Annotated in this window: 11 protein-coding genes; 3 read left to right on the forward strand and 8 right to left on the reverse strand. The window is 66.5% G+C overall.

Annotation, left to right across the window (positions count from 1 at the left end; genetic code table 11):
* Window positions 1–43: 43 nt before the first annotated feature.
* Window positions 44–391 carry a VOC family protein gene (locus KF730_RS09415; RefSeq protein WP_294094206.1) on the reverse strand — a complete coding sequence of 116 codons (348 nt, stop codon included), beginning with the start codon at window positions 389–391 and terminating at the stop codon, window positions 44–46.
* Window positions 392–447: 56 nt separating this feature from the next.
* Between KF730_RS09415 and KF730_RS09420 the strand changes: the two genes are divergently transcribed.
* Complete coding sequence (locus KF730_RS09420; RefSeq protein ID WP_294094209.1) at window positions 448–1,518, forward strand: PA0069 family radical SAM protein; 1,071 nt, start codon at window positions 448–450, stop codon at window positions 1,516–1,518.
* Here KF730_RS09420 and KF730_RS09425 read toward each other — a convergent pair.
* From KF730_RS09425 to rutB, 7 genes are all read right to left on the reverse strand, one after another.
* The gene (locus tag KF730_RS09425) at window positions 1,515–2,222 is read right to left on the reverse strand and encodes a hypothetical protein (RefSeq protein ID WP_294094210.1); all 708 of its coding nucleotides are present in this window, start codon (window positions 2,220–2,222) and stop codon (window positions 1,515–1,517) included. The genes KF730_RS09420 and KF730_RS09425 overlap by 4 nt on opposite strands.
* A 53-nt stretch (window positions 2,223–2,275) precedes the next feature.
* Window positions 2,276–4,375, reverse strand: coding sequence for a GDSL-type esterase/lipase family protein (locus KF730_RS17790; RefSeq protein ID WP_365973327.1), 2,100 nt, complete (start codon window positions 4,373–4,375; stop codon window positions 2,276–2,278).
* 69 nt (window positions 4,376–4,444) lie between these two features.
* Window positions 4,445–6,442 carry an AAA family ATPase gene (locus KF730_RS09440; RefSeq protein WP_294094211.1) on the reverse strand — a complete coding sequence of 666 codons (1,998 nt, stop codon included), beginning with the start codon at window positions 6,440–6,442 and terminating at the stop codon, window positions 4,445–4,447.
* Window positions 6,443–6,661: 219 nt separating this feature from the next.
* A complete protein-coding gene (rutA, locus tag KF730_RS09445) occupies window positions 6,662–7,726 on the reverse strand; it encodes a pyrimidine utilization protein A (RefSeq protein WP_294094214.1) in 1,065 nt (354 codons plus the stop codon).
* 4 nt (window positions 7,727–7,730) lie between these two features.
* The gene (gene rutD, locus KF730_RS09450) at window positions 7,731–8,507 is read right to left on the reverse strand and encodes a pyrimidine utilization protein D (protein ID WP_294094216.1); all 777 of its coding nucleotides are present in this window, start codon (window positions 8,505–8,507) and stop codon (window positions 7,731–7,733) included.
* A 99-nt stretch (window positions 8,508–8,606) separates the two neighbouring features.
* On the reverse strand, window positions 8,607–8,990 hold the full coding sequence (rutC, locus tag KF730_RS09455; RefSeq protein ID WP_294094218.1) for a pyrimidine utilization protein C: 384 nt from the start codon (window positions 8,988–8,990) through the stop codon (window positions 8,607–8,609).
* Between the two features lie 4 nt (window positions 8,991–8,994).
* Window positions 8,995–9,726, reverse strand: a complete 732-nt coding sequence (rutB, locus tag KF730_RS09460; RefSeq protein WP_294094220.1) for a pyrimidine utilization protein B — start codon at window positions 9,724–9,726, stop codon at window positions 8,995–8,997.
* A gap of 117 nt (window positions 9,727–9,843) precedes the next feature.
* Here rutB and KF730_RS09465 point away from each other — a divergent pair, with 117 nt between their 5' ends.
* Both KF730_RS09465 and KF730_RS09470 read left to right on the forward strand, forming a co-directional pair.
* Window positions 9,844–11,043, forward strand: coding sequence for a diguanylate cyclase (locus tag KF730_RS09465; protein ID WP_294094222.1), 1,200 nt, complete (start codon window positions 9,844–9,846; stop codon window positions 11,041–11,043).
* 62 nt (window positions 11,044–11,105) lie between these two features.
* Window positions 11,106–13,709, forward strand: coding sequence for a M1 family metallopeptidase (locus KF730_RS09470; RefSeq protein WP_294094225.1), 2,604 nt, complete (start codon window positions 11,106–11,108; stop codon window positions 13,707–13,709).

The raw sequence follows: 13,709 nt of genomic DNA on the forward strand, positions 1-13,709 counted from the left end.
CCCGGTTTGCCGGGCAGCCTAACACGCGCGCGGTCGCTGGCAATCAATGCTGGCCGGGCTCGTTGACGAATACGCCAAGCTCGTTGCCGGCCGGGTCCCTGAAATGGAAACGGCGGCCGCCGGGAAAGGCGAAGATCGGCACGGTGACGCTGCCGCCCGCCGCGACCACGCTCTCCAGCGCGCCTTCCAGATCCTCGACCTCGACAAGCGCCAGCAATTGCGGGATGGCATGATCGTCACTGCCGTTGAGCCCGACCGCCACGTCAGTGCCCTCCATCGCGGCATAGTCCGGACCGTAGCTGGCAAAGCTCCAGCCGAACGCCTTGCCGTAAAAGTCCCGCGCGCCCGCGACATCCTTTACCGGCATCTCGATATAGTTGACCTTCGCCATCGCAATCTCTCCTTCATGTTCTTGCTATGTTCTAAACGTCGCCCTATCCTCGGGCAATGGCGAAGAATCGGGCCATTCGCGGCGCAACGCTGAACCGGGAAAGCACGCGGTTCAACCTGCCCTCGACGGAGGCGGACGGCGACTGGCTCGACGATCGCGACTTGGTGGACGGCGAGTTGCCGCCGCCGCGAACCACCGTCACGGTCGAGAAACCGCGCACGATCATCACCCGCAACCAATCGCCCGACATCGCATTCGATCGCTCGGTCAATCCCTATCGCGGCTGCGAACATGGCTGCATCTATTGCTTCGCGCGGCCGAGCCACGCCTATCACGATCTCTCGCCCGGGCTGGATTTCGAGACCAAGCTGTTCGCCAAGCCCGATGCCTCGGCCCTGCTGCGTGAGGAATTGTCGAAGCCCGGCTATTCCTGCCGCGCGATCGCGTTCGGCACCAACACCGATCCCTATCAGCCGATCGAGGGCAGATGGCGGATCACGCGCGGCTGCATCGAAGTGCTCGCCGAATGCGATCATCCGCTTACGATCACCACCAAGTCCGACCGGGTGATGCGTGACGTGGATCTGCTCACGCCGATGGCCGCCAAGGGGCTGGCGGCGGTGATGATCTCGGTCACCTCGCTCGATCCGAAGATCGCGATGACGCTGGAGCCGCGTGCGCCGCACCCGCTCAAGCGCCTCGCCGCGATCCGCAAGCTGAGCGATGCCGGCATCCCGACCTTCGTGTCGCTGTCACCGATCGTGCCGCAGGTCACCGATCATGAGATCGAGCATATCCTCGAAAAGGCAGCGGCGGCGGGTGCGCGCGCGGCATTCTTCCTGCCGGTGCGCCTGCCCCATGAGGTGGCGCCGCTGTTCCGTGCCTGGCTCGACACACACTTTCCCGATCGCGCCGGCAAGGTGATGGCGACGATCCAGTCGATCCGTGGCGGCAAGGATAACGACCCCGATTTCTTCACGCGGATGCGCGGGCAAGGCCCCTGGTCCGAGTTGCTCCGCGCCCGCTTCCTCCTCGCCTGCCGCCGCTACGGGCTCGACAAGGAGCGGTTCAACGTGCGGACCGATCTGTTCCGGCGCCCCGCCGGGCCGCAGGGCGAATTGTTCTAGTGCGGGCGGGCATTTCCGACCCGGGAGATCGGCATCGAGGCGACTGCCTGTGCCTGCTCGCGCGTCAGCACTTCCAGTCTGGGATCGGCCAGCCAGGCATCGCCTCGGCCCTGCAGGAGAAAGCCGTAGCTGACATGGTTGGCGTAGGCGGGCACTGGCCCGACGACGAGATGGACGGTGCGCCAGTCATGCGTGCCGTGCAGCGGCGCGTCGCGCGTATCCCCGCCCCGGCCACGGCGGTTTCGTTCATCGCCCGTCGCCAGCCAGAAGCGGACCATGCCGGCCTTGCGCGCCGATACCCGCGCCGAGAAATGGAGATAGCGGCCATGCATCCCCTCCGCCGAGACGATCCGGCGCAACTGGGCGAACCCTTGCGTGGCGCTCGATCGCGCGCCGATGCAGATCGGCTTGTCGGCATCGGCCGGTACGCGGAAGCGATAGTCGCCGATCGCATTGCCGGCGCGCTGCCAGATTGCCGGGCCCAGCAGCGGCTCGTCATCCTGACGCCAGCGCAACATGCCTTCGGCATCCGCTCCGATCACCCGCTGCTCACCGATGCCACGCGCGACCGGCACCGCATCGAGCGGATCGCCGTCACGCTCGTAGCAGCGCGGCGGAGCCTGAACGACGATGCCGTCATCGTCGTTCAGCACGGCCGAGACGATGATCTCATAGCCGTCATCCTCTTCCGATTCCTGCGCCATGGCGCCGACGGGCCCGAGGAGCGCGAGAGCGAAGAGCGCGGACCGCATGCCGATTACTGGCACATCTTGGCGAAATCGGGCAGCGGCGGCGCGGCGGGGACGTTCATGCCCCTGGCGGCCAGCGCTCCTTCCAGCCCCTGCGGCTGCGGCGGCAGCGCCGGGTTTGTTTCGGCGCGATAATAGGGATCGCGCGCCGCTTCCTCGAGGCTGATGAAGCGGAAGCCCTTTTTCCGATACATCTCCAGCAATTGCGGCATCAGCTTCGCATCGAGCGCGCCGAAATGCATCAGGATCACATAGGAAATGTCGCGCCCATAGAGCATTCGCGACATCGTCCGGTAGCGATCGGCATTGGCCGCCGCGCCCGCCAGCCACGCCTTCTCCATCTCGGCCAGCGCGGCATAGTCCTGCCTGGCGACACAGCGTGCATAGGGCTCCGTGTACGCCCAGTCGCTAAAGTCCATCGTCACCGTCGCGACCTTGTAGCCCTTGTCGGCGAGCAGCTTGCGGATGCGGGCGCGCCTCGCGGCATCACCGCCACCTTCGGCGAGGAAAGGATAACGGAACCAGTGCCAGTCCTGCCCCGCCATCTTGGCGGCGAGCAGCGCTTCGTTCCTGGCCAGTTCCTCGGCGAACTGCGCGTCGGTCATCTGGTCGAGATTGGCATGGCTCCAGCCATGATTGCCGAGCCGCAGCCCCGCCGAGCGCCACGCATCGAGCGCGGCTTCGCTGCCCGGAGCGCGCTCCAGCAGCACGCCGTTGACGAAGCCGGTCGCCGGCGCGTTGGCGGCTTTCAACGCGGCGATGAGCTTGTCACCGACCTCGGGCCAGTTCGTGCCGGGCGGAAGCTGGCCATGCGCGGGCATGTCGTCAAAGGTGAAGGCGATCACCGGCGGAGGCGGAGGCGTATGACTGCCCTTGTCCTTCGATTTGGGCGAGAGCAACGATAGTGGCACCGCGTCGGCCATCACCTGATAGCCCATGATCGACGGATGCAGCCCATCGCCTGAATCGAGATCAGCGCGCATCACCAAAGGGTTGGCCGGATCGCGGAGCACCGCGTCGAAGTCGATCACCGCGTCGAAATTGCCCGGCGCGCGTATCCACGCGTTGACCGCGGCGCGGTCGGCTTCGTTGGCGGCATCGGGGTGGTAATAGGGTGAAGCGCCATCGGGCAGGATCGTCGCCCCGATCGCCTTGATGCCGCGCGCGCGGGCACGCGTAACGATCTGCTGGAGCGTGCCGATCATCTCGCGGACGAGCGCCGCGTGCTGCTCGGGTGTGGCGGGCGCGTCGCGGGTCAGCGTGCCGAGATCGTTGATTCCTTCGAGCACGATCAGATGGGTGACGCCCGGCGGCGACAGCACGTCGCGCTCCAGCCGCGCCAGCGCGTTCGGCCCCAGTCCGTCGAGCCGCAGCCTGCCGCCGCCGATCCCGGCGTTGAGCACGGCCATGTTGCGCGTCGCCGGATCGGCGCGCATCCGCAGCATCAGCGCATCGGGCCAGCGCATATTCCAGTTGGGCTGCACGCCGCTGCCATCGGTGATCGAATCGCCGATGATCGCCACAGCGGTCGCGCCCGGCGCATCGACTTCGATCCCGCCGATCAGATACCAGCGCGTGCCGGTCTTCGCGCCCGGCAGTTCGTCTGCGGAAACCTGATCGCCGCGCGCGAAATAGCTGGTCGCGCGCGCGCCGGGATGGCTGGTCTGGCGGTCCGGCGCCCTGGGCAGATACAGGCTGATCGTCAGGTCCGCGCCCGCCTCCACCGGCATCGCCACCGGGTCCGACCAGTAATCCGCGCCCGCCGGAATGACGACGCGGGTTTCGCCGTTGAACGTCAGCCGCTTGAGGCTGGCGGCGTCGATCTTCGATGTGGCGTTGTTGGCCGAACGCGCGATGCTCGCCGCGTCGATCGCCAGCGGCGCATTGCCGAAGACATTGGAGAGCCGGACGCGCAACTGCTTGCCGCCCAATGAGATGCGGACCACCTGCCGCAGCGTCGCGTCGGTGAGATCGGCATCGGCGGCGATGTTGTCGCCGGTCGGCACCATCAGCGCCGTCGCCCAGCTCGCCACCCAATGCGGCTTGTCCTGCGCCAGCGCGGGCGCTGCGAGGAACATGGCGATCATCGCCAACAGCGCGCGTTTCATCCTCATCCCCGCTTTATCTTTGATAACGCTACCATAGTGATTGCCGCCGGGCTGGCAAGCGGCCGGGGTTCAGAACCCCAGCCGCCCTGCTCCGCCCGGCTTGGCCTCCGCTTCCCCGCGCAGCCGTTCGAGGATCGCCGCCATATCGCCGCCCGCAAAGCGGATCTGGCGCTTGACCACGGCGAAGTCGCCCGGCGTCAGATTGGCGATCTCCGCCAACTCCACCGGTGCCGCCATTCCGAAGAAGCGCTCGAACGCCGCCGCCGCGCGCCTCCCGCCCAGCGGACCCAGCTCCAGCTTGAACACGAAGCGGCGCAGCGCCGCCGGATCGAGCTTTTCGCCATGGTTGGTCGCCGCGACGAACGGCAGTGGATGGCGATCGAGCCAGGTCAGCAGTTCGTTGACCTGCGTCACTTCCCAGCTGGTGCGCGCGGTCGAGCGGTCGAAGAGGAGCGAATCCACTTCATCGAACAGCAGCACGCCACCGCTACGCTCGGCCTCGCGAAAGGCGTCGGCGATCGCCGCCTCGGTGCCGCCGATCCATTTCGAGAGCAGATCGGAAGCACGCTTGGTGATCAGCGGGCGATCGAGCACGCGCGCCAGATGATGCGCGAGTCCGGTCTTGCCCGTGCCCGGCGGCCCGGTAAGCAGCAGCGACACATCGGTGGGAGCGCCGGGTGCCGCGATCCGCGCGAACAACGCTGGAAGATCGCAATCGCTCTCGAAAAGGTCGAGATCGACCGGGCCATGCCCCGCCGCCACCGGCGTCTCACCGCGCAGCGCGGTCACCAGCGACTCCGCGACGCGTTTGAAGTCATCACCGTCCCCCGCGAGCATCCCGGTGCGCGCCGCGACGCGCAGCACGGAAGCGGCCTCGGGCGCGGCCTCGACCAGGGCATGCACCGCCGGCGATAGCGCCACACCCTCGTCGCGCGAGACCCGCTCGGCAAGTTGCCGCGCCCCGCGCTGCGAAGGCCGATCGAGCTTGAGGACAAAACTCATCCGCCGCAGGATCGCCGGATCGACATTGTCGAGCGCGTTGGTGGTCCAGATCACCGGCACCTTGTTGGTTTCGAGCAGGCGGTTGACCCACAGCTTCGATCCCTGCCGCCCCTTGATCCGGCCATCCGGCGACGGCGCGGCATCGCCGATCATATCCTCCATCTCGTCGAACAGCAGCACCGCGCCGCCATGGCTGCCGAGCATCCGCTGCGCCAGCTTGAGCGCGGTCACCCGCTCCCAGCGCGTCGGCTCGTCGCCATCGTCATCGGCCTCGCCAACGCCGTGAAGCACCGCGCCGGCGGCAGCCGTCAGCGTCCGCGCCAGCTCGGTCTTGCCGGTTCCGGGCGGGCCGTGGAGGACGATGTTGACGCCGACCGCGCCCTGTTCGAGCGCGCCGCGCAGCAGCCTGACGAGGAGCGCCGCGTCAGCCTGATGCGCGACGAAATCCTCGATCGTGAGGCTCGCTGTCTGGCGTGGGCCGACCAGCGCATCGAGCAGCTCATCGGCCTGGCATTCGGGCCGGTCGAGCAGCTTGTCGAGCGTCCAGCCGAGCTCGATCTCCACGCCGCCACCGCGCCGAGCGAAGGTCCGCACCAGCCCCAGCCGGATCGGCTGGCTGCGGCGCAGCGCATGCGGCTCAACGCCCGCGACATCGGCAAGCACCGCCGCGAGATCGGCTTCCCGCTCGACCAGCAGCCGCGCAACCGCGCGCACGCGCGGACAGCGCTCGAACGCCACCGCCGCGATCAGGACGCGCGTATCCGCCTCGTCAAAGCCCAGGGCCTTGGCGACTTGCGCGGCGACGCCGATCGCGCCCGCCGGTTTGTCCTCACGCGGCATCTCGCCGGCGAGTTCGGTGCGGAGCGCCTGCCAGCCAAGCCGCGCCTTCGCGTCGCGCTTGCCGAGCAGCCAGTCCGCATTGGGCCGCGCCCAACCCAGCACCGCCTTCGCCAGCGGTGCCGTGCCCGGCACTTCCCGTCCGATCCGGAGCAGCATCGCCCGGACCACATCATGTTCCTGCATCGTGATACCCATCCCGGCCCGGCGGACGGCGTGCGGACGCACGGCTCCCCCGACGGGCTGTCAGTCAGTTCTTGGGATTTTCGCGGGTGTGCCTCGGCACGCCCCGCGGCGCCTGGGTTAGGCGCTTATGGGAGAGTGCGGACGCTTCCCCGGGTGGTCCCGGCTAGAAAGTAAAAGTCCAACAATCCATTTCTCCAATTGCCGCCGGCCGGAGCCCGCAGTGCGCGGGCCCCTAGCCTAATCGTTGCGGGTTCGCAAGCTTCAGCCCTTCTGCCGGCTCTTCATCAGCGGCTGGACCTTGGTGCCGAAATCCTCGACGCCCTCCAGGAAATTGTCGAAGGTCAGCAGCACGCCGCCGGTGTTCGGCACCGCCGCCATCTCGTCGAGCATCGCCGCGACCTTGGCATAGCTGCCGACCAGCGTGCCCATGTTGATGTTCACCGCCCCTTCGGGCGCGGCGAGCTGACGGACATTGGTGGTGGCGTTGTTCTTGTCGGCCGCGCCCTGCGTCGCCAGCCAGGATATCGCATCAACATCGACGCCGTCATTGTACGACTTCCACTTGGCCTCGGCCTCTTCGTCGGTCTCGGCCATGATCAGCATGACGAGCACGAACATCGAAACGTCGCGCCCGGTCTTCTCCAGCGCCACCGCGAGGCGTTCGTTATTGAAGGCGAAGGCTTGGGGCGTGTTGACGCCCTTGCCGAGGCAGAAGGCGTAATCCGCCCATTTCGCCGAGAAAGCGAGGCCCTCGTCCGACGAGCCGGCGCAGATGATCTTCATGTCGCCTTGCGGCTGCGGGCGGACGCGGCAATCGTCCATCTGGTAATATTTGCCCTTGAAGTCGCTGACGCCCTCTTCCCAGCACTCGCGCAGGATGCGGGCATATTCGTCGAGCATCGTGTAGCGGTCGCGGAAATGGTCGTCGCCGGGCCACATCCCCATTTGCGAATATTCGGGGCGCTGCCACCCGGTGATCAGGTTTAGCCCGAAGCGGCCATGGCTGATGCTGTCGATCGTGTTGCACATGCGCGCCGCGAAGGCAGGCGGGATGACGAGCGTCGGGCAGGTCGCGTAGATCTTGATCTTCTCGGTGACCGCCGCGAGCCCGGCCATCAGCGTGAAGCTCTCCAGGCCATATTCCCAGAATTCGGTCTTGCCGCCGAAGCCGCGCAGCTTGATCATCGAGAGCAGGAAATCGAGCCCATGCTCCTCCGCCTTGAGCGCGATCGCCTTGTTCATGTCGAAGCTCGGCTTGTACTGCGGCGCGTTCTCGCTGATCAGCCAGCCATTGTTGTTGATGGGGACGAAGACGCCGACCTGCATGGTGTTAGCTCCCTAGAAATTCGAGGACATGGCGCTCGAAGGTTCGGGGATCGGTGACGTTACAGCCATGCCCTCCCCAATCCATCATCGCCAACTCCGCCCCCCTGATGCCCCCGGCCAGGCGCCGCGAGCAGTTCGATGGCACGAGCATGTCATCCTCGGCGGCGAGCGCAAGAGTCGGCGCGGATATTTCGTGCAGCCGCGCGTCGATATCGAAGGTGCGCAGCGCGGCGATGCGCTTCTCATACGCCTCGGCGCCGGCGAAATGGGCGAGATGCCCTTCGGTCTCGGCCGCGAGCTGATCGTGATGCTCGGAAATCCAGTTGGCGGGGAACAGGAAGATCGGCTGCGCCTCGACATAGGCGCGCGGGCCGCTGTTGCGGAGCAGCGCCAGCCGCGCATCGAAACAGCGCGCAAAGTGCGGATCGGGCCGCGACCAGCCATTGACCAGCACCAGCCGGTCGATCCGCTCGGGCGATTTGAGCGCCGCCGCCAGCCCTGCGACGGCACCCGCCGCGTGGCCGATGATCGTCGCCTTCTCCAGTCGGAGCCCGTCGATCAGCGCGAGGATATCGTCGCCCATCTGCTCGACGGTGACGGTATCGGGCAGCGCGCGATCGCTGCGCGCGGTGCCGCGATGATCATATAGAATAACGCGGTGGCTGGCGGCGAGCGCGCGGACATTGGGCAGCCAGTAGTTGCCCGAACCACCGAGGCCAGCCGACAGGATCAGCGGCCGGCCGGAGCCATGCTCTTCGTAGTAGAGGCCATGTATCAGCACAGTTCGTCATCCCGGCGAACGCCGGGACCCAGGATTGCTGGTCGAACCGTTTTTGGCTCTGGGTCCCGGCGTTCGCCGGGATGGCGACAAAAGGCGGAGTCAGCCAATGTGCGCCACACTGGCGATCTCGACCAGGCAATCGGGCTTCACCAGATCGCATTTGATGCAGTAGCGCGCCGGCTTGTTGCCCGGGAAATACTCGGCATAGACCGCGTTGAACGCGGCATAATCGGCGAGATCCTTCAGGAAGATATGGTTCATCGCCACATCGGCCAGCGTCGCGCCGCCAGCCTCCAGCGTGATCTTGATAACGTCGAGGACATGCCGGGTCTGCGCCGCCGCATCGCCGACATGGAGCACCACCCCGCCCTCGCCCAGCGCCAGCACCCCCGAGACATAGACGGTGTTGCCAGCCTTGGCGCCCGCCGAATAGGGCGCGATCGGGGTCGGGAATTGCGGCGGGTTGATCGGTTCGAAGGGCATCAAATCACTCCTTGGGCATCTGGCCGAACGAGCCGCAGAAATCCTGCGTATTGCTCACCCAGCCGAAGAATTTCTCGACATTATAGACCGTCGCATCCTGCATCGCCGGCGGCCCCAGATGATGTGTCGCATCCTCCAGCATCACCCCGAAATATTCGAGGTGGAAGCCGTCGCGCAGCGTCGATTCGACGCAGACATTGGTGGCGATCCCGACGAAGACGATCGTCTTGATCCCGCGCGAGCGCAGCACGCTGTCGAGCTGCGAATTGAAGAAGGCCGAATAGCGCGTCTTGCCGATGACGATGTCGCCGTCCTGCGGCTTCAGCCCCTCGACCAGATCATAATCCCAGCCGCCGCGCGCGAGCAGCTTGCCCGAAAGCTCGGGCCGCTTGCGCATCGTCTTGAGCGCGTTCGACTTGTGCCAGTTGGGCGAACCAGGCCCGCCCGCCTCGACATATTCCGGGTCCCAGCCATTCTGCAGATAGACGATCTGCACGCCCGCCTTGCGCCCGGTCTCCAGCACCTTGGCGATCTGACCGATCGTGCCCGCCGCGCCCGAAATGTCGAACCCGGCCTGATCGACATAGCCGCCGGGCGAGGCGTAGGCGTTCTGCATGTCGATCACGACGATCGCGGTCTCGCTCGGGACCACCCGTACCGGTTCGGGGCGGGCCGGCAGCGTTACCGTCCGCTCGCTGCGCTCCGCCGAGCCGATATTGATCGCCGCCTGATCCATGCGCCTCACCCTTGCCAGCCGCGAAGGTTGGACCACCCGGGTGCCCGCTGCAAGCACCTGTTTACTTCCTTGGATTAATACGGGGCAATCGGTGGGGGCGTACCGCAGAGGACGCTCTTGAGTCGCAAGCAATTATCCCTGAACGACCAGCAGGCCAGCCGCCAGCGCCATATCTATGGCTTCAGCGCGGTGATCGCGCTCGCGCTGATGCTCGTCGCCATCACCATCAACGCCATACATGCCGGACGCATGCGCAAGACCGCCGAAGGCTGGCAGATGCGCACGATGCAGGTGCTGCTGACCGCCGAGCAGGTCCGCTCCGCCGCCAATCTCGCGCTGCGCGGCGAGCGCGGCTATCTGATCACCAACGACAATGAGTTCCTCGAGCCTTACATCCAGGGCAGCCGCGAGGCGCCGAAGCTGACGGCAGAATTGCGCGCGCGCGCGCAGGACAATGCCGTCCACCGGCCGTTGCTCGCCGCGCTCGAAACGCGAATGGAGCGCTATCTGGGCGTGCTCGGGCGCACCGTGTCGCTGGTCCGCCAGGGCCGAAACGCCGATGCGGTCGCCATGGTCAAGAGCGGCGCTGGACGCCGCGAGATCGAGGCGGTGCTAGCGCTGATCGATCGGATCGAAGCCGAGGAGCGCCGCCTGCTCGCCGAACGCGAGGCGATCAACGCCGCCGCCGCCAAAGCCACACAAATCGCCGATTATGCGCTGGCGGGCGTCGCGTTCATCTTCCTGATGATCGTCGCCTGGGCCGGGGTGCGGGCTTCGCAGGCGCGGATGACGACGCTGGCTATGGAGGAGCAACTCCGCCGCGCCGCCACTACCGACGAGCTGACCGGACTGCTCAACCGCCGGGCTTTCCTTGCCGCGCTCGACACTGAGATCGCCCGCTCGGCGCGCAGCGGCGCGCCGCTGGCGCTGGCCCTGATCGATCTGGATCACTTCAAGAGCGTCAACGACCGTTTCGGCCATGCCGGCGGTGATGAGGTGCTGCGCCGCTTCGCCGAGCTGGCGCGCGAGACGATGCGCACCGGCGACGTACTCGGACGGCTCGGCGGCGAGGAATTCGCGGTGCTGATGCCCGATACCGATCAGGTCGAGTCGGGCATCGCCGGTGAGCGGCTGCGCGACGGAATCGCTCGGCGGCGGATCATACTGTCTAGCGGAGCGCTGTGTGGGGTGACAATCAGCGTTGGCGTCGCGCACTATCACCCCGGCGAGGAACGCGACCGGTTGATCCTCCGCGCCGACGAGGCGCTCTACGATGCCAAGGACAGCGGCAGGAACCGGACGCGGCTCGCGGCATAAGGTGTGCGATTGCCTTAAGGCAGTGGCGCTCCTAAGCAGCGGTGATCAGCTAAGGAATCACCATGCGCGCCCTGTTGCTTGCCGCCTTTCTCCTGCCCACGACTGCCCTTGCCCAGCCCGCCGAACCCGTGCCTACCGGCAAGCTGCCGGATACCGTCAAGCCGATCGCCTATCGCCTCGACATGACCGTGCTTCCCGATCAGGAGCGCTTCAGCGGCCATACCGAGATCGACGTGCAGTTGAAGCGCCCCTCGACCTCGATCTTCATGCACGGGCGCGATCTGCATGTGACCAAGGCGACGGTGAAGATCGGCGGCAAGGAAATCCCCATCACCTTCGCTCAGAAGAGCCCGACCGGCCTAGCGCAGGTGGACTTCGGCAAGACCGTACCAGCGGGCAAGATGACGCTCAAATTCGATTACGACGCCAAGTTCGGCGTCGGCGCGCCCTCGGGGCTCTACAAGGTCAATGTCGACAACATCTGGTATAGCTGGAGCCAGTTCGAATCGATCGACGCGCGCGCAGCGTTCCCCTCGTTCGACGAACCCGGCTACAAGACGCCGTTCACGGTTTCGATCACCACCAGGCCGGGCTTCGTAGCTGCCAGCAACGCACCCGAGATCGGCAAGGGCACGCCGGTAGGCGATCTCGTCAAGCACCGCTTTGCGCCGACGCTGCCGCTGCCGACCTATCTGGTCGCGCTGGTCACTGGTCCGTTCGTCACCGCCGAAACCATCGTTCCGCCAACACCGCAGCGCAAATGGCCGCTGCCACTGCGCGTGATCGGCACCAAGCCCAATGCCGGGCAGCTGAAGTACGCGCTCGATGAATCGGGCAAGATCGTCGCGCTGCTCGAAAACTATTTCAACCAGGCCTTCCCCTATCCCAAGCTCGATCAGATCGGCTCGCCGGTGATGCCGGGGGCGATGGAGAATGCCGGGGCCGATATCTATGGCGACGGCATCCTGTTCCTCGACGAAAGCGCGCCGAGCGAAAGCAAGCGCACCTTTGGCATGGTCGTCGCGCACGAGCTGTCGCACCAATGGTTCGGCGATCTCGTCACCCCTGCCTGGTGGGACGATATCTGGCTCAACGAGAGTTTCGCCAACTGGATGGGCTATCGCATCGGCAATGCATGGCGCCCGGGCCTCAAGATGGATCTCGATGCCATCGACGAAGCGTTCGACGCGATGGACCTGGACGCACTCGCCGCAGGCCGCCCGATCCACGAAAGGATCACGCGCGACGAGGATATCGACACCGCGTTCGACCAGATCACCTATGGCAAGGGCGGCCAGGTCGTCGGCATGATCGCCGCCTACCTCGGCGACGAGAAGTTCCGCGACGGCGTGCGGCTGCACATGAAGCGCCACACCTATGGCAACGCCACCACGGACGAATTCTTCGCCTCGCTCGCCGATGCCGCCAAGGATCCGCGCGTGCTGGCCTCGCTGCGCAGCTTCGTCGATCAGCAGGGCGTGCCGGTGGTGAGCCTGCACCGCGATGGCGGCACGCTGATCGCAAGCCAGGCGCGCTATGCCAATTTCGGCACCAACCTGCCGGCCGAGCAGTGGATCATTCCCTTCTGCGTCCGCCGTGGCGAGACCAAGAGTTGCACCCTGCTAGACAAGGCCAGCCAGCCCGCCGAGGCCAAGGGCGACGGCCCGATCATGCCCAATGCCGGCGGCTGGGGCTATTACCGCTTCGATATGGACGCCGCCGATTGGGATGCGCTCATCGCTGCCAGCGCGACGCTGCCCGATGGCGAGGCGCTGGCGCTCGACGACAGCCTGTGGGCGTCGTTCTACGCCGGCAAGAGCGGCGTCGAGCGGCCCATCGCGCTGGCCCGTGCAACCGCATCGCATCCTTCGATGAAAATCGTCTTCGACAACGCAACCGAGCTGCGCGGGCTGGAGAAGCGAGGGCTGATTAGCGCCGCCGCGCTGCCCGCCTATCGCAAGCTGATCACCGGGCTGTACGGCCGGTTGCTGGGCAAGATGGGCTTCGATCCCGCCGCCGGCGCCTATTCCGGCGAGGACGCCGATACGCGCGACCTGCGCCGGGATACTGTGCAACTCCTCGCCGTCTCGGGTCATGACGCAGCGCTTCGCGCCAGGCTGACCGGTGCGCTCGACGCCTATCTGGCCGGCGACGCCAAGGCGCTCGATCCCGCCTATCTGGCGATGGCGGCAACGATCGCGGTCAATGAACGTGGCGCGCCCTTCGCCAAGACGCTGATCGAGAAGGCCGCGAGTGGCGCTCCGGCGCTGCGCCAGGCGGCGGGAACCGCGATCGGCGCGTCGGGCAATCCCGGGGTCGCGCGCTGGTTCCTCAACGACTTCAACGACCCGCGCTATCCGCCGGCGGCGCGCTTGTTCACCGTCTCGGGCTTCCTCGCCTCGCCCTACACCCGCGACCTCGCCAGCGACTTCATGCTCACCCACTTCGACGAATTCGTGAAGGTGGGCGGCGGCGGCGGGATATTCTCCGGCCGCGCGGCGCAGATGTTCCGCGTGCTGTGCTCGCTCGATCAGGCCGACGCGGTGGCCAAGAAGCTCGCCGGCGGCGGGCTCAACGTCGATCGCTCGGTCGAAGCGATCCGCAACTGCGCCCGCTTCAAGGATGCCAAGGCCGGCGAGGTCAGCGCCGCGATCATGGCGATGTAA

Origin of the sequence: Sphingomonas sp. (assembly GCF_019635515.1) — a bacterium.
Classification (GTDB): domain Bacteria; phylum Pseudomonadota; class Alphaproteobacteria; order Sphingomonadales; family Sphingomonadaceae; genus Sphingomonas.